The organism is Dethiosulfovibrio russensis (assembly GCF_021568855.1).
Classification (GTDB): Bacteria; Synergistota; Synergistia; order Synergistales; family Dethiosulfovibrionaceae; genus Dethiosulfovibrio; species Dethiosulfovibrio russensis.
In genome coordinates this window covers 244816-268529 of record NZ_JAKGUG010000002.1, presented here as the reverse complement: position 1 = coordinate 268529, position 23714 = coordinate 244816, and the positions used below count along the sequence as shown (strand labels likewise).

The 23714-nt window shown below is 56.2% G+C and carries 19 protein-coding genes; 11 read left to right on the top strand and 8 right to left on the bottom strand.

Annotated features, from left to right (window positions below; translation table 11 throughout):
- Positions 1 to 2 precede the first annotated feature (2 nt).
- Genes L2W48_RS03055 through panF form a run of 6 tightly spaced genes read left to right on the top strand, consistent with a single transcriptional unit; the run spans position 3 to position 5385 of the window.
- Entirely contained in the window at positions 3 to 539 is a 537-nt protein-coding gene (locus L2W48_RS03055; RefSeq protein WP_005660077.1) for a hypothetical protein, read from the top strand.
- Positions 536 to 2416 (top strand): tRNA uridine-5-carboxymethylaminomethyl(34) synthesis enzyme MnmG, encoded by a 1881-nt coding sequence (gene mnmG, locus L2W48_RS03050; RefSeq protein WP_236099253.1) that lies wholly within the window; start codon positions 536 to 538, stop codon positions 2414 to 2416. The genes L2W48_RS03055 and mnmG overlap by 4 nt, the downstream gene beginning before the upstream one ends.
- Entirely contained in the window at positions 2403 to 2876 is a 474-nt protein-coding gene (locus tag L2W48_RS03045) for a DciA family protein (RefSeq protein WP_005660074.1), read from the top strand. Before mnmG ends, L2W48_RS03045 begins: the two co-directional genes overlap by 14 nt.
- 4 nt (positions 2877 to 2880) lie before the next feature.
- Positions 2881 to 3630: a hypothetical protein gene (locus L2W48_RS03040; RefSeq protein ID WP_005660073.1), complete on the top strand. Its 750-nt coding sequence runs from the start codon at positions 2881 to 2883 to the stop codon at positions 3628 to 3630.
- A 2-nt stretch (positions 3631 to 3632) separates the two neighbouring features.
- On the top strand, positions 3633 to 3920 hold the full coding sequence (locus tag L2W48_RS03035; RefSeq protein ID WP_236099254.1) for a YhdT family protein: 288 nt from the start codon (positions 3633 to 3635) through the stop codon (positions 3918 to 3920).
- The gene (gene panF, locus L2W48_RS03030; protein WP_236099255.1) at positions 3907 to 5385 is read left to right on the top strand and encodes a sodium/pantothenate symporter; all 1479 of its coding nucleotides are present in this window, start codon (positions 3907 to 3909) and stop codon (positions 5383 to 5385) included. The genes L2W48_RS03035 and panF overlap by 14 nt, the downstream gene beginning before the upstream one ends.
- A gap of 6 nt (positions 5386 to 5391) precedes the next feature.
- On the opposite strand, the gene L2W48_RS03025 is transcribed toward panF, so the two are convergent.
- Positions 5392 to 6051, bottom strand: coding sequence for a transglycosylase SLT domain-containing protein (locus L2W48_RS03025; protein WP_005660069.1), 660 nt, complete (start codon positions 6049 to 6051; stop codon positions 5392 to 5394).
- Positions 6052 to 6501: 450 nt separating this feature from the next.
- On the opposite strand from L2W48_RS03025, the gene L2W48_RS03020 reads away from it, so the two are divergent.
- Complete coding sequence (locus L2W48_RS03020; RefSeq protein ID WP_236099256.1) at positions 6502 to 8628, top strand: methyl-accepting chemotaxis protein; 2127 nt, start codon at positions 6502 to 6504, stop codon at positions 8626 to 8628.
- 26 nt (positions 8629 to 8654) lie between these two features.
- Positions 8655 to 9860 (top strand): FprA family A-type flavoprotein, encoded by a 1206-nt coding sequence (locus L2W48_RS03015; RefSeq protein WP_236099257.1) that lies wholly within the window; start codon positions 8655 to 8657, stop codon positions 9858 to 9860.
- Positions 9861 to 10033: 173 nt separating this feature from the next.
- Here L2W48_RS03015 and L2W48_RS03010 read toward each other — a convergent pair whose 3' ends face one another.
- The 5 genes from L2W48_RS03010 to L2W48_RS02990 form a co-directional block, all read right to left on the bottom strand.
- Positions 10034 to 12847, bottom strand: a complete 2814-nt coding sequence (locus L2W48_RS03010) for a UPF0182 family membrane protein (RefSeq protein ID WP_236099115.1) — start codon at positions 12845 to 12847, stop codon at positions 10034 to 10036.
- Positions 12848 to 12865: 18 nt separating this feature from the next.
- Positions 12866 to 13747: an L-serine ammonia-lyase, iron-sulfur-dependent, subunit alpha gene (gene sdaAA, locus L2W48_RS03005; protein WP_236099114.1), complete on the bottom strand. Its 882-nt coding sequence runs from the start codon at positions 13745 to 13747 to the stop codon at positions 12866 to 12868.
- Positions 13747 to 14421, bottom strand: a complete 675-nt coding sequence (sdaAB, locus tag L2W48_RS03000; protein WP_005660064.1) for an L-serine ammonia-lyase, iron-sulfur-dependent subunit beta — start codon at positions 14419 to 14421, stop codon at positions 13747 to 13749. Before sdaAB ends, sdaAA begins: the two co-directional genes overlap by 1 nt.
- Positions 14422 to 14445: 24 nt before the next feature.
- The gene (locus L2W48_RS02995; RefSeq protein ID WP_236099113.1) at positions 14446 to 15627 is read right to left on the bottom strand and encodes an MFS transporter; all 1182 of its coding nucleotides are present in this window, start codon (positions 15625 to 15627) and stop codon (positions 14446 to 14448) included.
- A 63-nt stretch (positions 15628 to 15690) separates the two neighbouring features.
- The gene (locus L2W48_RS02990) at positions 15691 to 16458 is read right to left on the bottom strand and encodes an LmeA family phospholipid-binding protein (RefSeq protein WP_236099112.1); all 768 of its coding nucleotides are present in this window, start codon (positions 16456 to 16458) and stop codon (positions 15691 to 15693) included.
- 100 nt (positions 16459 to 16558) lie between these two features.
- On the opposite strand from L2W48_RS02990, the gene L2W48_RS02985 reads away from it, so the two are divergent.
- Together L2W48_RS02985 and L2W48_RS02980 are read left to right on the top strand one after the other, a co-directional pair.
- The gene (locus tag L2W48_RS02985) at positions 16559 to 18256 is read left to right on the top strand and encodes a diguanylate cyclase (protein ID WP_236099111.1); all 1698 of its coding nucleotides are present in this window, start codon (positions 16559 to 16561) and stop codon (positions 18254 to 18256) included.
- Between the two features lie 32 nt (positions 18257 to 18288).
- Positions 18289 to 18666: a RidA family protein gene (locus tag L2W48_RS02980; RefSeq protein WP_236099110.1), complete on the top strand. Its 378-nt coding sequence runs from the start codon at positions 18289 to 18291 to the stop codon at positions 18664 to 18666.
- A gap of 34 nt (positions 18667 to 18700) precedes the next feature.
- On the opposite strand, the gene nikR is transcribed toward L2W48_RS02980, so the two are convergent.
- Entirely contained in the window at positions 18701 to 19114 is a 414-nt protein-coding gene (gene nikR, locus L2W48_RS02975) for a nickel-responsive transcriptional regulator NikR (RefSeq protein ID WP_236099109.1), read from the bottom strand.
- A 116-nt stretch (positions 19115 to 19230) separates the two neighbouring features.
- Here nikR and fumC point away from each other — a divergent pair, with 116 nt between their 5' ends.
- Positions 19231 to 20592, top strand: a complete 1362-nt coding sequence (gene fumC, locus L2W48_RS02970; protein ID WP_236099108.1) for a class II fumarate hydratase — start codon at positions 19231 to 19233, stop codon at positions 20590 to 20592.
- Positions 20593 to 20670: 78 nt separating this feature from the next.
- Here fumC and L2W48_RS02965 read toward each other — a convergent pair whose 3' ends face one another.
- Positions 20671 to 23652 (bottom strand): type I restriction endonuclease subunit R, encoded by a 2982-nt coding sequence (locus tag L2W48_RS02965; RefSeq protein WP_236099107.1) that lies wholly within the window; start codon positions 23650 to 23652, stop codon positions 20671 to 20673.
- Positions 23653 to 23714 lie beyond the last annotated feature (62 nt).

The following is a 23714-nucleotide window of genomic DNA, read 5'->3' as shown; positions in this document are numbered from 1 at the left end:
TAATGAGATTGGGATATATAAAGGCTCTGGCAGCGACGATACTCACACTTACTTTAGCGACGCCGGCCCTTTGCGCCGTTGAGTCGGTTTGGGGAATTCCGGCGGGATCGGGCTTCGATACGGTATCGTCCGCTCTGTCCGACAGGGGATGTTCTCTGATTCTGGACCAGTCGTCTCTCGACTTCGGTCGAGCCAGGGAGATCCTCTACAGAGGAGATTTCTTCGGCAGGCCCTGTATGGTCCAGGTATATTTCAAGGGAGGAAAGATGACTACCTTTCGTTTCTCTTTCCTGAATAAAGACGACGTTGCTAGCGGGGACGTCGGAGGCTCCATGTTGGGCAACTACTCGGATCTTACCCTCAAACTTCGTTCTAAATACGGCTACGAGAGGGAGGTTGTCTCCCACGGAGGAGGAGAGACCCAGACCTGGACCGTCGATGGAGCCAGGATAGTCCTGGCTTGCGACGGGAGATCCGTCTCGGGTCACACCACCACCCTGACCTATCTCTTCGAGGAGGACGGATCGGTCAAACCATGACGAATAAAGTATACGACGTGATAGTTGTAGGAGCGGGCCACGCCGGATGCGAGGCCGCCTTGGTAGCCGCCAGAATGGGTCACGACACTCTTCTTTTGAACCTGTATCTGGACAACATAGCCCTGATGCCCTGCAATCCCTCCATAGGTGGACCGGCGAAGGGACATCTGGTCAGGGAGATATCCGCCCTTGGAGGAGAACAGGCCAGGGCGACGGATCGCTCCGCCTTGATGATGAGATGGCTCAACACCTCCAAGGGACCTGCCGTAAGAGCCCTCAGGGCCCAATGCGATCTCCACGACTACCACTGGCACTATCGCGAAGTCCTCGAACACTGTCCCGGTCTGGAATTGCACCAGGACACTGTGGTCGGTCTGATAGTCGAGGGGGACCGGGTCAAGGGAGTTGAGACACTGTACGGTCTCTCATACCACGCCAGATCGGTAATACTGACCACCGGGACATATCTGGACGGGAGGGTCCACATAGGTAATGTTAACTTCTCCTCCGGACCTCTGGGACAGATTCCGGCCCACGGACTGGGCGAGAACCTCTTGAAGCTGGGATTCCGCATGGGAAGGCTCAAGACCGGCACCACTCCCAGGGTCCACTCGGATTCCATAGACTGGAGCGAACTTCAGATCCAGGAGGGCGAGGAGGAGCCTCAGTCCATGGACCTGTGGGATAAACCGGAGGTATATCGCCATATAACCTGCGGCGTAGGAAAGACCAACCTGGACACTCACAGGATAATAACGGAAAACCTGGACAGGTCGCCTGTGAGCTCCGGCACTATCACTGGAACCGGACCTAGATACTGTCCGTCCATAGAGTCCAAGGTGATGCAGTTTCCCGATAAGGACAGTCACACCATATTTTTCGAGCCGGTCGCCAGAGGATCCAAGGAGACATACCTTCAGAACTTCTCCACCAGCCTGCCCTACGACGTCCAGATAGAGATGACCAGGACTCTCCCGGGATGCAGGGAAGCCAGGATAATGAGGGCCGGATACGCCATTGAATACGATTACATGGACCCGACCCAGCTCACCCCTTGGCTGGAGACCAAGGCTATAAAGGGTCTCTTCTGCGCCGGACAGATAAACGGCACCTCCGGCTACGAGGAGGCCGCTGCTCAGGGCCTTATGGCCGGTATAAACGCCGTTCTACGACTAAGAGGAGAGCCCTATTTAGTATTGGGTCGCCACGAGGCCTATATAGGGGTCCTGATAGACGATCTTGTCACCAAAGGTACCAGGGAGCCTTATCGTATGTTGACCAGCCGCTGCGAGCACAGACTGCTTATGAGACACGACAACGCAGACAGAAGGCTCTCCGGCATAGGTAGAAAACTAGGCCTCCTGGACGACGGCAGATGGGAGATACTGGTGGAACGGTGGCGAAACACGGATCGAGAGATAAAAAGACTGGGATCCACGAGGATAAAGCCGTCGGATGACGTAAACTCCGATCTCGCCTCCATAGGGGAGGCCCCTATGGACAGGTCTCTTACGGGAGCGGAACTTTTGAGACGCCCCGGCGTCGATTACGACTTTCTGTCTCGATATATACCCTCTGGAGAGGATCTAGAGGGTCATATACGTCGTAGGGTGGAGGTTGAGATCAAGTACGCCGGTTACGTGGCGAGACAGGAGAGATCGGTGAAGAAGTTCGAGAGGATGGAGGCGTTGACCATTCCTGACGATTTCGACTACAGATCGATGAAGGGCCTGTTGGCCGAGAGCCTGGAAAAGCTCGAGAGGATCCGTCCTAAGACACTGGGACAGGCCAGACGTATATCCGGGGTAACCCCTACGGACCTGCAGCTTCTGTCTCTGGCACTGTCGGTCAGGAGACGGAGAGATGGCGCGGCGTAGATCCCGTCCCGAGCTCCTGAGGGGGCTGCTCTCCGGCAGACTTCCTCCGGGGCTGTCCACTGCCCTGTCAATATCGGAGGTGGATAAAGAGTGGTCCTCCATAGTGGGCACCGTCCTCGGCCGTAAAAGTCGCCCGGTAAGTCTGGACAGGGGAACCTTGGTGGTGGCCTGCGAGAGCCCCGGGGTGGCCAAGATGATATCGATGAAGGCAGGTACTGTGGCCTCCTCCGTGGAGAAAAGATGGCATCTTGGGGTCAAGTCTGTTAGGGCCGTGGTGGCCAGGATAGAGGCCAAGAGAGAGATCCCCGAGCCGGAGCCGGCCAGGGTAATCCCATCGGAGAGATCGGTGAAGGCATGCCTGAACTACACGTCCGACAAAATAGACAGGGAGGACGTAGCAGAGGCTCTGGCAAGACTTATGGCCACATACATGAAGCGTTTCCCTAAAAAGGAGGAATAGAATAATGATTCGTTTTGTTTTCTCCGTTTTTGTATTGTTTTTTATGTCTATGTCGTCTATATCCTTCTCTTACGAGGGAGATTACGGAGATAGGTTCGACAAGATGGTGGAGTCCATGCTTTTCAGAAACTCCGCTATGGAGAGTGCCGGACCTCTCAGGGCTAGGCTTGTATCGGAGGCTCCAGATATGGATGAACTCGGTCTTTGGAGGATGCTGTGGACCGGAGACGAAAGAAGCCGATGCTCTGCGGCAATGGCGATAATAGACAGGGTTTTTCCTGATGGAGATCCTTCGAGATGGGAGGAAGTCTCAGGGTTCGTTATGCCCCGGGAGATCCCTCGTGTATTGATGGCGCTGGACGGATTTTACGTGGCTCTGACCTGTTTGCCCCATATGGAAGACGGTATGGGACTGGCCGGACTGCTTCTGGAGTCCATGGCGTCCTCTCCCAGAGGGAGATATCTCTACATAGTAAACCCACCGGAGGAGATGGCCCCTGTTATAGAGGAAATAGCTTTCTCCATCGGCCTCGTAGGCGACTGGAGTCCTTTAAGGACCTGGGGACATCTTCCCACGGCGTCGCCTGTAAGGGGATATATATCCTTCGATAGGGCACTGTCCGAGGAAATGCAGTTTCTCGATAACTGGGGAACCCCTAGATCCAACGGACCGTATTGCTGGGACCGTGTAAAGGGAAAAATCTACAGGATCAAGGATCCGGACGATCCTTTTTGGATAATAGGGGGTAAATAGATATGTTTCCCGGGAAACATGAGGATAGAAGGTTCAAGACGGCTCGTTTCGAGGCTATCTGTTCGCTGGTCCTCACCGTTCTTTACTTCATGTGGTGGTATGGTTTTGCCTATCACGGTACCGATTCCGGTCCGGAAAACTACCATTATTTTATGGGGTTTCCAGGGTGGTTTTTCTTCAGCTGTGTTTTGGGGCCCTTTCTATTCTGCTTCATAGCCTGGGCCATGGTTAACCTCCTGTTCAAGGAAGTCAGTCTATCTCCGAAGGAGGAAGACGATGGAAGGGATTAACGTCTCCGTGATCGTCCCTGTGGCCCTCTATTTAATAGGCATATACGTTATGGCGGTCTACTGCAACAAGAGGCTGTCGAGATCGGATGATTTTATGGAAGAGTATTTTATAGGGAGCCGTGGAATGGGAGGCTTCGTCCTGGCCATGACGTTGGTGGCTACCTATACCAGTGCAAGCAGTTTCATAGGAGGTCCGGGAGTTGCCTATAAAATGGGTCTCGGCTGGGTGCTTTTAGCCATGATCCAGGTCCCTACAGCCTGGCTGACCCTTGGAGTTCTGGGAAAAAAGTTCGCCATAGTCGCCAGGAGAATAGGGGCTGTCACGGTCAACGACGTTTTCAGGGCCAGATACGAGAGCCCAGCTGTGGTTATAGCAGGATCGGTCAGTTTGCTGGCTTTTTTCGTGGCGGCCATGACCGCCCAGTTCATAGGGGGGGCCAGGCTCTTCCAGGGAATGACCGGTCTGTCCTACAACACAGGACTGGCTATATTTGCCGTTACGGTAATAGCATATACAACGGTTGGTGGCTTTAGGGCGGTGGCATTGACCGACGCTCTCCAGGGAGTGGTCATGATAGTAGGAACCACGGCTTTGCTCTTCGGCATAGTCTCCATGGGGGGAGGAATGGAGAACGTCGTAGCTACTTTAAGGGACATAAATCCTGATCTTATAACCCCTCACGGGCCGGATGGATTCATATCCAAGCCCTTCATACTTTCCTTTTGGGTTCTGGTCTGTCTCGGAGTGGTCGGTCTGCCTCACACTGCCGTAAGATGTATGGGCTACAGGGATTCGAGATCCATGCACGGGGCCATGGTGATAGGGACCTTCGTCTTGGCCTTCGTAATGCTGGGGATGCACCTCTGCGGGGCCCTCGGTCGGGCCGTGGTGCCGGGGATAGAGGTTGGAGATACTATAATGCCTATATTGTCTCTGAAGGTACTGCCTCCTGTGGTGGCTGGGATATTCCTGGCAGGACCTCTGGCGGGAGTCATGTCGACGATAGACTCCCAGCTTATACTGGCCTCTGCCACCATAGTGAAGGACATATACGTGAACTACGTCTCTCCCGAATCGGTGAGCTCCGAAAGAGGAATAAAAAAGGTCCGCATAATGAGCCTTGCTGCCACTGCCATGATAGGAACGGTGGTCTTGCTGGCGGCTTTCAGGCCTCCTGAGCTTATAGTGTGGATAAATATCTTCGCCTTCGGGGGAATGCAGGCAGCCTTTCTGTGGCCTCTGGTTTTGGGACTCTACTGGAAAAGGGCTAACGGAAAGGGAGCTCTGGCCTCGATGGTTACAGGGGTATTTACCTACATAACGATGGCCTCCACCATGAAAAACTTCATGGGCATGAACGTCATAATACCGACATTGCTAGTAGGTCTGGTAGCCTTCGTCCTGGTCAGTCTATGGTCGAAGAGGCCGGATGATTCGGTTATCGATCTGTTCTGGATGGAGTGATACGGTCTATTTTCGGCGGTTTTCCTCGAACTTTCTGTACCTGCGGAGGTTTCTGGATATCCTTCTCCAGTATACCTCGGGAGAGCCGCCGTAATATCTTCCCAGGGCGGTCTTGAGATCGCTGTTTGACTGGATATATCTGGACAACAGTATACACCCCGCCTTTATTCCAAGGGATGGATCGTGGAGGTCGTCGGCGGAGTTGAATCCGTAGGGCGATAGCAGGTCTTTGTGTACCCTCCAGGTAACCTGCATAACTCCCAGGGAACCGTGGGAGCTCTTGGCCTGAGGCTTGAAATGGCTCTCCGTGTTTGCCACCGCTACCGCTATATCCAGAGGCACACCGTAAAGGCTGCTGTATCTGAGGAAGGCTACGGCCTCCTCCATAGCCACGGAAGGGGAAATCCTACTGTTCTGAGAGACTATATAGGATGCCAGAGCCGTAGATTCCTCGGCGGCGGACAGCGCTATGGTCCGACAGGCTGTGGCGGATTCTCTGAGTATATTTGAGCCCGGGATGGACGGGGTTTCTGCCCTTGTGTCCTCTAATGCGGAGGCGGGCCGTGCGAAGCTATCGGATATGTCTACTTCCAAGAACTCTCCCTGAAGCTCGAGCTTCAACAGGGATAGGACTACGACCACTATCGACGCCGCTATAAACAGCATCGATAAGCTCCTTTTAATCTTTTTGTCCATTCTGTTACCACCCCGAGATCGTGCCGCATAGTTGATAGTTGTCGTTATCTTTTAAAATTATACATGACGAAACTGGATGGAATCAAATAGGGCATATCTAAAAATGCCAATTCTCGTAGAGGTCGTTTCGGCTCCGCCCTGTCTCGCCCAAACGTATTCCCGACCTGCCTGTTTCGTACGGACCGCCTTGGAGGGCACGTCCTGTGCCCCCTCGGCTTGGGGCGACGTCCTGTCGCCCCATCCGTACTACACGACGGCAGGTCGGGAATACGGGCTCGAACGGGCTTCGCCGAAACGATATCTAAGAGGAAACTCGAACATGAGTTTTTAGAGGTTTCCTTAGGTAGACGGAATATACAAGGCAGTAATCCTATGTGTTACACTGGATCCAAACTGAGTTTTACGGAGGGAGATCGAATTATGGGTTTCAAAACTATAGGGACCAAGATCACCGTGTTCGTGGTGGTCCTGCTGTTGGGAACGACGTCCCTTGTGGCAGGTCTGTCTTATTGGAGAAGCAAGGTGGCACTGGTGAGCTCCTCGGAGGACTACTGTCAGGAGGTAGTCTTGAAAAACGGCGAGTTCATAGAGGGCAAGTTCAACGAGTTCAACGGCGAGCTTCTGGCCCTTAAGGCGGCCATCCTCTCGACCTTCAACGTCGATCTGGCCTCCATGAGCGGGGAGATCTATTTCTATCAGTTCGCCTCTCAGAACACCTCTTTCGTGGGGCGTCTGGCCGAGCAGATAGACGAGGTCAGGGACATCTACATAGTGTTCAACCCCGAGGTATTTCCGGACCTTACGTCGGTCCAGAAAGTGTGGTTTACCAAAAAAGACGGCGTTCTCCAGCCCGTGATGGATCAGAACTTCACGTTAGAGGATCTTAAGAACCCCTCCGACGAAAAAACCAAATGGTTCCGTTCCGCTATCGGGTCCGACAACCCCGTCTGGTCCGAGGTCTACGTGGACGAGAACGGAGAGAAGAGGATCGACTACGATATGGCCGTCGAGATGAACGGCAAGAAGGTCGCAGTCATAGGGATGTCTCTGGATTTCTCTTTTATAGATGATGCCCTAAAGAGCAGGAAGGTCCTGGATACAGGTTACGTCTACATGATAGACGACGATGGACGTTTTCTATCCCATCCAACCTTGACCATAGACGGACCGGTCATGGCCGACGTGGACCAGGGCGAGATAGCCCCCATGTACAGGACCATGATGGAGAATAAAAGAGGTATAAATACCATCTTTTTCGGAGGAACGGACAGACTTGTGGCCTTCGATACACTGTCCAACGGACTGGTGGTGGTGGCCTCCGCTCCCGTTTCCGAGGCATTGGCGAACCTAAAGGGACTCGCCTCGGCGGTAGGTATATCCTCTCTGGTAATATTGGTACTGGCCGTGGTCTTGACGATCCTCCTCTCCAGGAGCATCACCGCTCCTCTCAAGAGGATGCTCGGTGTGGCCAAAAGGATCGAGGACGGAGACCTGACCTTCCGCAGGGAGGATATAATAATAAAGGGTCGAGACGAGGTGGTCCAGCTGGCTCACGCCATGGCCGGCATGGCAGAGAGCATGAGGGGCACGATCAAGAACGTGGTGGACCAGACAGAGGCCACGGCACGGCGTTCCGAGGCCATGTCCTCCATGATACAGCAGGTCACCTCCTCCATGGAGGAGGTAAATACCTCCCTGGAGAGGATGCTCACCATAGCCGAGGGTAACTCGGCGGCTCTTCAGGAGAGCAACGCCTCGGTCGAGGAGGTGGCCTCCGGGGCCCAGCAGTCCGCACAGGACGCCTCCAGCGGGGCCGAGGCCTCGGAGAAGGGCATATCCGAGACTGAAAACGCCGTGAAGAAGGTGCTTCACACCATAGACAGGATGGAGAAGGCCGGAGATCAGTCCTCCCGCAGCATAGATAACATCAGAGAGCTTGCCGAGGCGGTCGAGTCCATATCGGGATTCGTGGCCACCATCACCGGCATAGCGGACCAGACGAACCTGTTGGCCCTCAACGCCGCCATAGAGGCCGCCAGGGCCGGAGACGCCGGAAGGGGATTCGCGGTCGTAGCGGAGGAGGTCCGCAAGCTGGCGGAAGAATCCGGAGCGTCTGCCAAGGAGATAGGCGACCTCATAGAAGGACTTCAGGAGACCTCCAAGAGGTCCATCTATGCGACGGAGAACACCGGTTCGATTCTGTCCGAGGCTGTGAAAGAGGCCAAGGAAGCCGAGGAACAGCTTCAGAAGGCCATGTCCCAGATGAAGAACGTCAACGAGGCCATACAGAACCTCGCGGCGGTAGCGGAGGAACAGGCCGCCTCCAGCGAGGAGATGACCTCCGCCATACAGTCGGTCACAGACTCCACCATGGAATCGGTCGAGTCGATGAACTCCATTCAGGACGCCACGGAAAGGACCACCAAGGCGGCGGAGAGGGTGGCCGAGGAAGCCGAGTCTCTGGCCGAGTCGATGGAGCACCTCCAGTCCATAGTAGAAAAGTTTACCGTCGATAGGGACGGCGGACTCAGGCCCGTCGAGAGTTGATTAAAAAATTAGGGAGGCGATGCGGAATGAAGGGACCTGTTCAGATAGCCGATAAAACCTGGTGGGTCGGGGTCAACGACAGGACCACCGATCTTTTCGAGGCCCTATGGCCTCTAAATCGGGGGATATCCTATAACTCCTACATGGTGGCGGACGAGAAGGTGGCGGTCATCGACGGGGTCAAGGCCGATTTCTATCCTCAGTACGTGGAGAATCTCAAGGCAATCCTCGGTCCGGACAGGACAGTAGACTACATGATAGTCAACCACGTTGAACCGGACCACTCCGGGGCGGTGGAGGTCATGGTCCAGGCTTTCCCGGACATAACTGTGGTCGGAAACGACAAGACCCTGAAGTTCTTGACCCAGTTCTACGGGCCTCTGCCCAACTTCCTGGAGGTGAAGGACGGAGACGTTCTGGACCTGGGAGACCATAAGCTGACCTTCGCCCTCATCCCCATGGTCCACTGGCCGGAAACCATGGTGAGCTACGATACATCCACCAAGGCTCTTTTCTCCTGCGACGCCTTCGGCAGCTTCGGAGCTCTGGACGGAGGGGTGTTCGACGACCAGTTGGAGCTCGACTCCTACAGGGACGAAACCTATCGCTACTACGCCAACATAGTGGGCAAATACTCGTCCTTCGTGATGAAGGCACTGAACAAGATAAGGGACATGAAGCTGGATATAGCCATAGTGTGTCCCTCTCATGGACCGGTCTACAGGAAAGACCCGGACTATATAATAGACTTCTACGAAAAAATGGCCCGGAACGAGACGGACCGGGCGGTGTTGGTGGTCTACGGATCCATGTACGGCAACACCGCCCGGCTTGCCGAGGCGGTGGCCGAGGGAGTTCACTCCGGAGGCATCACCGACGTTACCGTCAGAAACTCCGCCACGGCGGATCTTTCCGAGCTGGTCAGGGATCTGTGGCGGTGCAGGGGGTTGATCCTCGTGGGGTGCAGCTACAACGGAGGTGTGTTCCCTAAGATAAAGCACTTCATGGACATAGTGGAGGGCAAAAAGGTATCCGGCCGTTTCGTAGGAATATGCGGCTCCTATACCTGGAGCAAGGGTGCCGCGATGAAGCCTATGAGGGCCTTCGCCGAGCAGAGCTGCTGGACCAAGGTGGAGCCGGAGGTGGAGGTATTGAGCCGTCCCGATCGTAAGGACCTGGAGGAGGCTCATAAGCTGGGGGCCAACATGGCGGAAGCGGTATCGAAAGCCTAGAGGGCATCTCTAAAAAACAGACCGACGACGGCGGACCATATGGTCCGCCGTCGTCGGTCTGGAGGTTGTTGGTATGGAGAAAAACTTGATCTACCTCGAACAGCATACCCTCTTTCGAACTTTTTCTCAAGGGGCTGCCGAAAGTTATTTGCCTAAAATATCCTTTACCGTTTCTACTCGGCTGTATCGGCCATGTCGGTCATCTGCCTTATGGCCTTTTCAAGCTCTTTCATCCAATCTCCGTAGGACGACCAGTCCCCTCCTTGAAGGGCCTTCTGGGATTCCTCCCAGGCTTCCTGGGCCCTTTCGGCCAGTTGGTGTATGTCCATACCCACTCCCGTCTCAGTTTTGAGGGATGGAATCATCTCGGGCGGGGCGGAGAGTCCCAGCAGCTTGGACAGGGCTGTTCCGAAGTCCTCTGCCCAAGCGACTCTGCCGCCGGTGGAGACTATTACCCTTTTGAGTTCCGGCAGGTCTCCCCTATCTGCCTTCAGGTACAGTGGCTGGACGTAGAGAAGAGAGTTGTCTATCGGTATGACCAGCATGTTACCCCTTATGACGTCCGATCCCCTCTGGGTCCAGAGGGAGAGCTGAGCCGATATCTCCGGGGTCTGGTCCACCAGGGCATTTACCTGGGTCGGTCCGTAGATCAACTTCTGTTTCGGGAACTTGTAGACCAAGAGCTCCCCGTAGTTATCTCCGTCGGACCTTCCTGCCAGCCAGGCTATGAGGTTATTCTTCCCCACAGGCATGAAGGGGGATATTATAGCGAACTCGGTCTCCTGCTCTCCCGCAAGTTTCATCATTAGGTAATACGAGTCCATCGTCGTCCTGTCGTCGCCGTCCCTCATGGTCTCCCAGACGTCCTCCTTGTTGTAGAAGGTGTTGGGGTTTTTCATGTGGTATGTCCTGTATATCTCGCTCTGTATTGAGAAGAGCCCCTTGGGGTACCTGATGTGTTCTTTTACCTCCGCTGGCATCTTCGATCCGTCGGTGAAGAGGTCGGGGAATATCTTTCTCCAGGTATCTATAAGGGGGTCGTTCTCGTTCATCACGTAGAAGGTCATGGTGCCGTCGTAGGCGTCCACAGTGGCCTTGACGCTGTTTCTTATGTAGTTGATCCTGGACCGCCCTCTTCCGGTTCCTATCAGTACCGGTTCGGAGTAGGGATAGTCCGCTGTGGCGGTGTAGCAGTCCTGTATCCAGAGAAGCCTGCCGTCTATAACCGCCATATAGGGATCTCCGTCGTACATCAGGAACGGAGCCACCTCTCTCAGCCTTCCCTGGATGTTTCTCTTGTACATAATCTTGCTGTCCGGTGTGAAGACGTTGGAGAATATTATCTTCGAATCGTTGAAATCGAGGGCGTAGATGAGCCTTCTCCACATCGATCCCATAGGCACCCCTCCCAGACCGCTATATACGGTCCTGGCGTTGGCGTTTCCCATAGGATAGTCGAACTCCTCTACCGTGGTGTTGACGAAGGCGTAATTCTCCGGAGTCTCCCCGTAATATATCTGAGGTCTATCTATGGACAGGGGGATGGACATCGCCGGAGGAAGGTCCTTCACCCACAATATGGGCTGGCCGCTTACGCTGACCTCGTTGACCGGGTTCATGACGATTCCGTAGCCGTGGGTGAACTCCAGCTTGGTGTTTGTCCAGGTCGGGTTTTGAAGTTCCCTCAGGTTGATCTCCCTGGCGGCTATCATCACCTGTCTTATTCGGCCGTCAACCGAATAGCGGTCTATGTCGGCGTTGAGGAAGTCGTAGTAGCTCCTTATCTCCTGAAGCTGTTTGTAGCTTCTGAGAAGAGGGCTGTACTCCCATAGACGTACGTTTCTCAGTGTGTCTGGGTCTGCCTCCAGGTTTTTTTCGGTTACCCTTTCTCCCGGTTCCACCTCCATTATGGTGAGGTCGTTCAGGTCGTAGGCCTCGTTGGTGGCCTTTATGTTGTTCTCTATGTAGGGTTTTTCCTTGGTGAACTCGTTGGGCACGACCACGTATTTCTGTATTATGTTAGGGTATACGCCTCTGAGGACGAACCCTGCCACGAAAAGGGTTCCGACCACAGCCGCCGAGAATTTCCAGGTTTTCCTGGCTATTCCTATGACCAAAAGAACCGCCACTATGGCGGACAGGGCGGTCATGACGTTGAGGGCCAGCAGGTCGGCGTGTATGTCGGTGTAGCTGGCACCGAAAGCCACCCCTCTGGGCGAGTAGAGCAGATTGAACCTCTCCAGCCAATATCCGAAGGACCAGTTAAGGGCCATCATTGCCGCAAGTATCAGTAGATGGGCCCTTACCGGCTTTGGTACGTCGGCCCGCCGCTCAAGCTGTATCTTGGGAAGGAGGGTTAGGACGTATATGGCCGCCGCCCCTGCGAGACAGAGGAACAGCAGCTGCATCAGCCAGGTCTGGAACAGTCTCAGAAACGGCAGAGTGAAGACGTAGAAGCCGACGTCCTTCCCGAAGATGGGGTCCGAGGTGCCGAAGGGGGTTCCGTTGATGAACTTCAACGCCACCTCCCATTGGTCCCTCACGCCGTTTGCCGACATCAGGGCGAGCAGCACCGCCGCCGCCAGTATTATCAGTCCGGCGAAGGGGGCCCTCAGTGGCAGCATCCGTGCGATCTCGTCCGGAAGGGGAATATCGGCGGCTCTCTTTTTGGCGAGCCTCAGAGATCCGGACAGAGCTATAAGCGAGAGGACGAAGGCCACCCCGAAGAGGGCCCATTGGGGCAGTATCCTCATCCAGAACACCGAGGTCAGTCCTCGGGCTTGATACCAGTAGTAATCGGTCAGAAGTCCCGCCGAGGCCTGTACCAAAAACAGACCGAGGCCCAGGATTACCAGGGTTATCGTAAGGGTTTTGTTCAGAGGAAAGTTGAACTTGGGAGGCATGTTTCCTCCTTCGCCTTCCCCTCCTCCGTCACCCTGTCCGAACCAGTCGCCTTTTCCGCTTGGGAACCAATCTCTGTAGGTCATGGAACCATCCTTTCCTCATCATCCCTCCAGGGAGGGCGCGGATTCTCTAAGTTTTGCCGTTATGGCCTTTCCTGTAGATGTGGCTGCCACCCCGCCTCTGCCGGTCTCTCTCAGGCTGGGAGGCAGGGATCGCCCGACCTCGTAGAGGGAGTCCACTACCTCGTCGGCCGGTATCACCGACCTTATACCGGCCAGAGCCATGTCGGCCGCTATGAAGGCCAAAGACACGAGCATGCCGTTTCTCTTTATGCAGGGAACCTCCACCAGCCCCGCCACAGGATCGCATACCAGTCCCAGTATGGATTTCAGAGTCAGAGCGGCGGCCTGGAATACCTGGTCCGCCGATCCTCCCTCCATCCAGACCAGGGCTCCGGCAGCCATGGCCCCTGCGGCACCGCACTCGGCCTGACAGCCTCCCTCGGCCCCGGCCAGTGTAGCCCTCTCGGCTATTATCTGACCTATGAAGGCCGCCACGGTCAGTCCCTCGGATAGAAGGTTCCCCTCGGGGTTTTGATGCTCCTCCCAGGAGAAAAGAACTCCCGGGAGCATTCCGCAGCTTCCGGCTGTAGGGGCCGCCACCACCCTGCCCATGGAGGAGTTGCAGGTGCTTATGGACAGGGCTATCTCCGACGCTCTGGCCGATATGGATCCCGACAGGGGATCTCTCTCCATGCGGTAGCGTCTCATCTTGGGGGCGTCGAGCTCCACTATCTTGGGGTGCATCTCCTTTCTGGTGCCATCGTCCATGGACCGTCTCATGGTTTCCAGCCTGTCCGCCATTCCCTGGAGCACATGGTCGGTGGAACACTCGAGCTCCGCCGCTTCGTTCTCCAGTATGGCCTCCAGAAGGTTAACCCCGTTTTCCTCCATGTAGGCCAGCATCTCGCTGAAGGACCTCATTATTCGATCTCCTCTCTGGCCGGGGGAAGCAGGAACATCCTGGTATAGGCGTGATGAAAGCCCTCCAGGCTCTTCAGGGATTCCTCGTCCAGGGCTCCGTCCATCTCTATGAACACCATGGCATCCTTTCCCCGTGCCTTTCTCTTGAGGGTCATCTGGGCTATGTTCAGCTTCATCCTGAACAGCTCGGACGTTATGGACGCCATCACCCCCGGTTTGTCTCTGTGGAATATCACCAGGGTCGGAAGCTCTCCGTCTATGTCCACCGGAAACCCGTCTATCTCCTGGATTCTCACCGAGCCTCCACCTATGGAGGCCCCCACCATCTCCATGGTCCTATCTCCGTCGGAGAGGACGAAGCGGACCGAGTTGGGGTGGGCTCCGTCCACGAACTCCTCCTTGAAGTGGTATATCATGCCCGATTCAGATGCTATCTCGAAGGCTCTGGGTATTCTGTCGTCGTCGGGATGCCATCCCATAAGTCCCCCTACCAGGGCCCTGTCTGTGCCGTGACCCCAGTAGGTAGCGGCGAAGCTGCCCCTGAGGTAAAGGGTGGCCTCCTTTATGTCTCCGCCCCATAATCTTCTGGCCACGTTTCCCAGTTTGGCCGCCCCGGCGGTGTGGCTCGAGGACGGCCCTATCATGACCGGTCCTATTATCTCCATAAGAGACATATCGAAACCTCCTTCTCTCCTATCCTATCGGATAAGTCCCTTTTTTGGCCACAACAGGTACATCACCGGAAGGGACAGAAAGGGCAGAAATGCCACGATACCCAGGGCGGCTCGGAGTCCCGCAGCGTCGGTGAACCATCCCAGAGGGGCCATGGCCACTCCTGCCAGTCCGAAGGAGAAGCCCATCATGAGAGAGCTGGCGGTGCTTCTTTTGTCGGGAGCCAGCTCCTGAGCCATGGCGTCTGTGGCGGGATTGCAGGCCGTTATAGACGCTCCTCCTATAACTATCATAGCCAGGGACAGAAAGCCCTCTGTAGCCCATCCTATCACCAAAAAGGTGGAGGCCAGAGGGATTATTATCTTGACGATCTTTACGTTTCCGACCTCCATGGCTATCCTCGCCGCTATCAGAGGCAGTATCGACGCGGTGAGGGACAGGAAGAACAGAAAAGTCCCCACCTTGGTGATCGAGCCTCCCTCCGACACTATCAGAAGGGGAAGGAGAAAACGGACTCCCTTTTGGGAACATTCTCTCAGGATGGTCACGGCCCATATTGGATATATCCGGCGGAACACGGAGGATAGGTTTCTTATCATGCCGACGTCGTCGCCGTCTTCCTCGGGAGATCTGTCCCTTATCCTGGGCATTGTTCTGTAGTAGACCGCCGCCAGTATAAGAGGTGGAATAACCGCTATCACAGGCATCGCCCAGTGGGGAAAGTAGCGATAGAGGGCTATGGCATAGATTGAGCTGATGGTACCTCCGGACATGCCTCCCAGCCCGAAGAGGGAGATGGCGAAGGCCAGCTCCGACGGAGGAGCCACGTATCCCAGAGAGCCCTGTCCCTGAGGGTGGAAGGTGGCAGCCCCTATCCCCCACAAAGTCACCATGGCCAGAGCCATGGCGTACGAGGTCGAAAGAGGTATCATGGATGCCCCCAGAGCCGCCGCTATGGGACCGAACATTATGGGCCAGGGCCTGGTGTGTCTGTCCGCCACGTGACCCATTATCGGCTGAAAAACCGTGTGGATCACCCCTGATAGGGACGTCAGTATACCGGCCTGGGCGTAGGACAGACCCAGATTCTTGACCAGATAGGGCAAGAAGGTGTCGAGAAACGCCGTGTGTACGTCGTTCACCAGATGCCCTGTGGATAGAAGGGCTACTTTAGTCTTGGAGGATAGAGCTTTTCCGGCGGTCGTCATGGGACGATCTGCCCCCTTTCGTTATACGGATGGAGGGCATTTTAACACCGCCGCTCCTCTATGTCACAGATCTCTCGAAACGGTTTCGGCATCGTATTCATAGACCATCCCCTCGAAGGACCTGGGCTCGGAGACGCTCTTCACCACCGCCCGGTCCTCATCGAGCTCTATTCCGGAGAGCTTCAGCGGGAACATGAACTTACCCAGATCCAGTATGGGCTGTATCTTGGCCATGGCCCTGTCGGTCAGCCCCTCGGGAACCTTGGCCCGATTGACCTTCAGGGTGTAGTCGTCAAGCCATACCTGCTTGCCCTCTTTTACCTTGAAGGTTCCGTCTATCTCTATCAATATGTTTAATCTCAAAAGTACGAGATCCGCCAGATAGTAACCCTTAGCGTAGACCTTACCGGGAGAGAAATCCAGGGCGAGGTTGTTCCATTTTTCGTCGTCGCCGAACTCCTTGCTTTTCAGGTGTGAGTTTATGTCCTCCTCCTTTATCACCGCCACGGCGTTGGTCGCCAGTATGGAGGTAACACCGGCACTCTCTGTGCCCCATGTTTCGGGGGAGGTGAAGGCAACGTCCATTCCCTCAATCGTTATCCGGTCTATCCGGACTCCTCCTATATTGGCCCCCTCCATGTCCATATAGACGTGTTTGACCAATCCGGATTCCTCCGGAGGTTCACTCAGTATCATCTGAGCTCTTTGTGGATCGAGTTCGCCCAGGAACATCCGAAAGAGCCTGTCTCCCAGGTCTTCCGCCAGGGCGGAAGACGCCGATACGGTGATCAGCGCTGTGGCCAGAGCTATGGCCTTTAAACTCTTCGTCATGTTGATCGCCCCTCCTAGTTGTTGTAATGTCTTCCGTATCTTATCATAGTAGGCAAAGGACAATAAATAGAAAGAAAAAGACGGGAGGGGGCATTCCGCGTTGAAACTGCTCAACGAGACCCCCACTCCGGAGGAGCTGGAGATATACGGGGCCTTCCAGGAGTGGATGGCATCCTACGACGGAGGCGACATAGAGGGAATAATGAAGTGGATGGCCCCGGACGTTTTATCCGTAGGCACGGGCAGGGACGAGATCAGCCGAAGTTCCGAAGCCATAAGGGAGGGCTTCTCCCGTGATTTCGGCGAGCTGGACGAACTCAGGCTGATAGACGGCTTCGTCACCGTCAAGGCCAGAGGGGACGCCGGCTGGCTCTTCTTTCAGGCCGTCTACGGTGTCAACGTCAAGGGGGAGCCCATAAGATACGAGACCAGGAGGACCGTGGTATTCCGGAAGATCGAGGGCCGATGGATCCAGGAGCATCTGCACCACTCCATACCGGACAGGACCCAGTCGGACCACCGCTCCTTTCCCGTGGGGCCCATAACCGCCGGAAGGTACTCCATACTCTTCACATCCTCCCGAGACGCCATAATAATGGCATCCCGATGGGACAGGTCCATACTGGAGGCCAATATGGCGGCTCTTGGCATGTACGGCCTGTCGGAGGAGAGGATGCTGAACTCCCGTCTGGACGACCTCATGGACGACGACGAGCTCACCGCCTTCCTCCGAAGGGTGAACTCCAGTCCCAAGGAGGGCGGGCTGTTTCAGGCAGTCCACAGAGGCCCTTCCGGTCCCTTTCCGGTGGAGATAAGCGTCAGGATAACCGAGCTGGAAGGACGGTCCATCGTCGTTATGGTCGTCAGGGACACGACCTCCAGAGTCGAGACGGAGAGGGCTCTCAGACGCAGCGAGGAGAGGCTGCGTCTCGCCATGGAGGCCAACGAAGACGGTCTGTGGGAGCTCGACGTCCCCACCATGACCATGTACGTCAGCGGCAGTTCATGGGGTGGAAGCGGCGACGTCGAGGAACGATTCCCCTATCGGGCCTGGAGAGAGATGGCCCATAGGGACGATCGGGACGACATAGATAAGGCCCTTACGGGACACCTGGATAGAGGCGACGAGTACCGGATCGAGTACAGGATGGACCGAGGCGACGGAAGATGGCGATGGGTTTTGGAGAGAGGCCGGGTGGTGGATCGAAGGTCCGACGGATTCCCTCTAAGGATGATAGGCACGATCATGGACGTGGACAGACGGAAGAGGATAGAGGAGGAGAGGTTGGAGCTCACCAAAAAACTGGAGAAGATGGCCTCCATAGACAAACTCACCGGTATACTGAACCGCCAGAGGTTCGAATCTCTCCTTCAGGAGAAGATGGATAGGAGGAGGCTTCCCCTCTGCCTCATAATGTTCGACCTCGATCGATTCAAGGATTTGAACGACGCCAGAGGCCACCTGGAGGGAGATAGGGCCCTGGTGTTGGCCAGCGAGGCGGTATCGGGCCGTCTGAGGGTGGGAGATCTGTTCGGCCGTTGGGGCGGCGACGAGTTCATGGTGGCACTGGAGCAGGATCTGGATAAATCCCTTATAGTGGCCGAGGACCTGAGAAAGAGGATATGCGATGCACTGGGAGACGGCTTTCAGGGAGTGACTGCCAGCTTCGGACTGGCTCTGTGGAACGGAAAGGCGTCCCTTGAAAATCTCTCCAACATGGCCGACGAGGCCCTATACAGGGCCAAAAAAGACGGGCGAAACCGGGTGGTTGTCTTCGACGATGCTGGTTATAATTGAGGGGAACCATAAAAAAACAGGAGGGATGTAAGTTGAGAAAAGCGATAGCCACCGATAAGGCCCCTGCGGCCATAGGTCCCTACAGCCAGGGAATAGAGACGGAGCAGTTCGTCTATACCTCCGGGCAGCTCGGGATGGATCCTGCCACCAAGGCCTTTCCCGATACGATCGAGGAGCAGACCAGACAGGCCCTGGAGAACGTCAAGGCCATCCTCGAGAAGGCCGGAAGCTCCATGGACAAGGTCGTTAAGACCACGGTGTTCCTCAGCGACATGAATAACTTCGCCGCAATGAACGAGGTCTACAAGTCCTTTTTCGTGGGAGAGTGTCCCGCCAGGAGCGCCTTCCAGGTAGCCAAGCTTCCTCTGGACGGAATGGTCGAGATAGAGGTAGTGGCCCTCAAAGGTTAAAGTCGGAGGTCGTCGGGAACTCCCGACGACCTCTTTAAAGTATGGAGGCTATGACCGGCGACAGGTTGTTTATCGCCCTGACCCCCGACAGCTCCTCTATGAGGGCCTTCACCCTGGACGCCTCTCCCTTGACCATTATGACCTCCACGCAGTGATCGTGATCGGCGTGGACGTGGTTGGTGCATATTATGACGTCGCCGAAATCGTGCTGTATGTCGGTCAGGGTCGAACAGGCCTCCCTGGTATGGTGGTTGTAGGAGATGGTCACAGATCCGTAGACGGTGCCCTTCCCCTCGGTCCAGCGGGTGTCCGAGATGGAGTCTCGGATCAGCTGTCTTATGGCCTCAGAGCGGTTGGGAACTCCCTTTCGCTCTATCTGGCGGTCGAAATCCCTCAGTAGTCCTTCCGGAACCGCCACTCCGAAACGGACCAAAACGTCTCCTGCCATTCTACTAACCCCTTTCCCCTTTCCCCCATTATATCAACTTACGTATCGACTTAGTTTTTTCAGGGAAAAATTGAAGGTTCAAAACGGTAAAAATAAATATTAGGAAGTGATGGAGAATGAAGACCAGAACAGAGAGAGACTCCCTAGGGGAGGTCCAGGTTCCAGAGGAGGCCCTGTGGGGGGCTCAGACCCAGAGGAGCCTGAACAACTTTCCCATAGGCAGGGAGAAGATGCCTCAGGAGGTAATAGAGGCTTTGGTCCTAGTAAAGAGGGCCGCAGCAGTGGTCAACGTGGAGCTTCAGGTTTTGGACGAGGACAGAGGACGAGCCATAGCCAAGGCGGCCGATAGGATACTGTCGGAGGACTTTTCCGATCAGTTCCCCCTGTCTCTCTGGCAGACCGGGAGCGGCACCCAGACGAACATGAACGTCAACGAGGTGATAGCCAGGGTAGCATCGGACGATTCCAGGCTTTCGATCCACCCGAACGACCACGTGAACCGAAGCCAGAGCAGCAACGACGTCTTCCCCACCGCCATGCACGTGGCGACGGTACTGGCGGTGGAAAGAAGGCTCCTTCCCGCACTGGAGAGGATCACGAAGGTCCTGAGGGAGAAGAGCGACCGTTACCGAGACCTGGTCAAGATAGGCAGGACCCACCTCCAGGATGCCACCCCCCTGACCTTGGGACAGGAGATAGGCGGCTGGGTCCGCATGATGGAGAGGTGTCAGTCCATGGTGATCACCTCGGTGGAATACCTCAAGGATCTGGCCCTGGGAGGTACGGCGGTCGGCACGGGCCTGAACGCCCCGGAGGACTTCGGAAGAAAGATTGCCCAGGAGATAGGGGACCTCACGGGAGTCGATTTCAGCACCGCTCCGGACAAGTTCCACTCCCTGACCAGCAAGGACGAGCTCGTGGCCTTCCACGGTGTCCTCAAGGCCCTGGCGGCGGACCTCATGAAGATAGCCAACGACGTCAGGTGGCTTGCGTCCGGGCCAAGGTGCGGGCTGGGAGAGCTTGTCATACCGGCGAACGAACCTGGAAGCTCCATTATGCCCGGCAAGGTCAACCCCACCCAGGTGGAGGCCGTCACCATGGTGGCGGTGAGGGTCATGGGAAACGACACCACCGTCGGAGTGGCCGCCAGCCAGGGTAACTTCCAGCTGAACGTCTTCATGCCCGTGATTATCGATGCGGTGCTCAACTCCATAGGCCTTTTGAGCGACGTAATGGAATCCTTCACGGACCGTTGCCTGGCGGGTCTGGAGGCCGACGAGGAGCGGATATCCCAGGTAAGGGATAGATCTCTGATGCTGGTCACGGCCTTGGCGCCTGTGCTGGGCTACGACGGGGCGGCGGCCATAGCCAAGAAGGCCCACTCCGAGGGAATTACACTGAAAGAGGCGGCGGTAGCCATGGGGACCCTGTCCGCTGAGGAGTTCGACAAGCTGGTACGTCCGGAGAAGATGGTCTAAAAGGAAGTAGGGGAGCCCGAAGGCTCCCCTACTCTTTTGGCTGTGATTTTTTTATATACTCAAACTGCTTGTTCTCAATTAGTAGTACTGCCGGATGTATCCGAATGCCTTGTCGAACAGATCCTGGTCCTTGACCTGGTACTTCACGTAAATCACTTTGCGCAGTGCCTTCTGAACCTCGCGTTCTCCGGCTTTGGTATTTTGCCAGCCAGGGAACCGGACCAGCCTCACGATCTCGTCGATGTCGGTCACGATCCGCTCGACCACCATCGGCGTCTTGCCGCTCTTCACCTCGGCGAACAGTTCGGTCAGGGCCGCTTTGGCCTTGGCCTGTTCATCGACTGGGTCCACCTGCTTCTCGGCCTGGACGACCTCCCTGGCCAAGGTCAGTAGCTCCTTGAGGAAGTCGAGGCTGTGGAGCAGGCCCTGTTCGTGCCGCTCCTTGAGCTTTTCAAGGCGTTCGCCCAGGGCGACAAACCTCGGATTATCCTTGTGCTTGCGCAGGCGAGCGATGAGCTTGATCTCGATTTCCTTGGATTTCTTGTCCGGGTCCTTAGCATCGAGCAGCCCTTCGAGTACCTCGGCGTCCATCACCAGGGTGTCCAGGTCGTCGCGCACCGTCTCCAGATGCACGTTCTCATGCACCAACTCGATGGTCTTGGCCCCCAGGGCGTGCCAGAGCAGCTTGCCATTGCCGCTCGGTGGTTTCACCGACTCATATACCTGGGTCAGCCAATTGTAGTCCTTTTCATAAAGGCCGAGACAGGGATCGGGAGACAGCGCCTCCCACAGACGGGAAAGCACCGAGTATTCTGCCGCGAACTTGTCCCGGGCCTCGTTATCCGGCAGGCAATCCTGCGCCGCGATCAGCCCCTCGTAGCCGCTGACGGTACGGTCCACGCCAGGGAAGAAAGCCAGGCATCTCGCCACCATGCCGGGCAGCTCTTCCTTGAGGTCGTCCAGATTGGTGATGACCTTCTGAACCGACTTCTCATCGAAATCGAGGGCCGTGGCTACGTCATCGAAGATGCCCAGGTAATCCACGATCAGGCCGTGGGTCTTGCCGGGGTAGACACGGTTGGTGCGGCAGATGGCCTGTAGCAGGTTGTGATCCTTCATCGGCTTGTCGAGGTACATCACCTGTAGAATCGGCGCATCGAAGCCGGTCAGCAGCTTGGAGGTGACGATCAGGAACTTGAGTGGGTCGTTCGGATCGCGGAATCGGTCGAGGAGTTTTCCCTCCTCGTCCTTGGCCAGTTTCCATTCCGCATATTCATCGGATTTTCCACCCTGGGTGTGCATGACGATGGCGCTGGCCTCCGGACCGACCAACTCGTCCATAGCCTTCTTGTAGAGCACGCAGCATTCGCGGTCGAAGGTCACTACCTGGGCCTTGAAGCCGTTCGGATCCACCTTCTCCTGGAAGTGCTTGACGATGTGTCGGCAGATGGCGTTCACCCGCGCCGGGGCCTTGATCAGAATCGCCATCTTGGCGGCCCGTTTGGCCAGGTCGTCACGATCCAGTTCGCTCAGCTCATCGGTCATCTGGGAGTAGGCTTCGTCGATGGCGTCCTTGTCGATATGCAGCTTCACGTCCACCGCCTCGAAATGGAGCGGCAGCGTGGCCTTGTCCCGGATCGAGTCCTGGAAGGAGTAGCGGCTCATATAGCCCTGCTCGTCCTCGTTCGCTCCGAAGGCCCAGAAAGTGTTGCGGTCCCGCTTGTTGATCGGCGTGCCGGTCAGGCCAAAGAGAAAGGCGTTGGGCAGCGCGTCGCGCATCTTACGGCCCAGATAGCCTTCCTGGGTGCGGTGCGCCTCGTCCACCATCACGATGATGTTCGAACGCTCGTTCAGCCTACCGTCCGCCTCGCCGAACTTGTGAATGGTGGTGATGATGATCTTGCGGGTATCGACTGCCAGCAGGCTTTGCAGTTCCTGCCGGGTGGCTGCGCCGATCATGTTCGGGATATCGGCGGCGTTGAAGGTGGCGGTGATCTGGGTGTCCAGGTCGATGCGGTCCACCACGATCATCACCGTGGGGTTGCCGAGCTTGCGGTGCATCCGCAGCTTCTGCGCCGCGAAGACCATCAGCAGCGACTTGCCCGAGCCCTGGAAATGCCAGATCAGGCCCTTTTTGGGATAGCCCTTGACCACGCGGGCCACCATCAGGTTAGCGCCTTCGTACTGCTGATAACGGCAGATGATCTTGATGCGCCGGTGCTTCTTGTCGGTGGCGAACAGGGTGAAGTTCTGCAGGATGTCCAGCACTATATCCGGACGCAACATGGACCGGATGGAGCGCTGCACGTCGACAAGCGTGCCTTCGGATTTGTTATCGCCCTCGTGCCACGGTCCCCAGATATCGATGGGCATGTGCACCGAGCCGTAGCGATAGCATTTGCCTTCGGTGGCAAAGGAGAAGACGTTGGGCACGAACATCTGCGGCACGCTCTGTTCATAGCCGTTGTGGATGTCGCTGGCCCCGTCTACCCAGGTCACCGCCGGGCGCACCGGTGTCTTGGCCTCGCCGACCACCAGCGGGATGCCGTTGACCAGCATGATGATGTCGAAGCGGCGGCCGCCTTCCTTGACCGGATAGACCCACTGATTGGTGATCACGTAATCGTTGTTGCTGAGATTCTCGAAGTCGATCAGACGCACCGGCGTGTGTTCGCCTCGCTCGCCGAAGGGCATGGACTTCTCGCCCCGCAGCCATTCGGCGAACAGCTCGTTGGCCCGCACCAGGCCTTCGCTCTGCACCGACAGCGGAATGGTCCGCAGGCGGTAGAGCACCTCGTCGGCGCGGTCGGGCTGGGCCTTGATTTCCGGGTTCAGGCGGATGAGAGCGTCGCGAATCATCGATTCCACCAACACGTTGGAGTGTTGACGGGGCAGCTCCTCGGCGGACACGAAGCGCCATTTAAGGCTTGAAATCTGAAGCGTGAGGTGTGAATCGAGATAATCAGCTTTCGGTTCGGCAACGCGCCACTGATTGTCTCGGTCAGACAGTGTGTCCAGCACGAATTGTTCAACCGTATTTCCCTCATTGAAGTAGGTCATTTCACACCTCACCCTTCAAACTTCTCTACACGTCGCCACAGAGCGTGTCGAGAACCATCTGT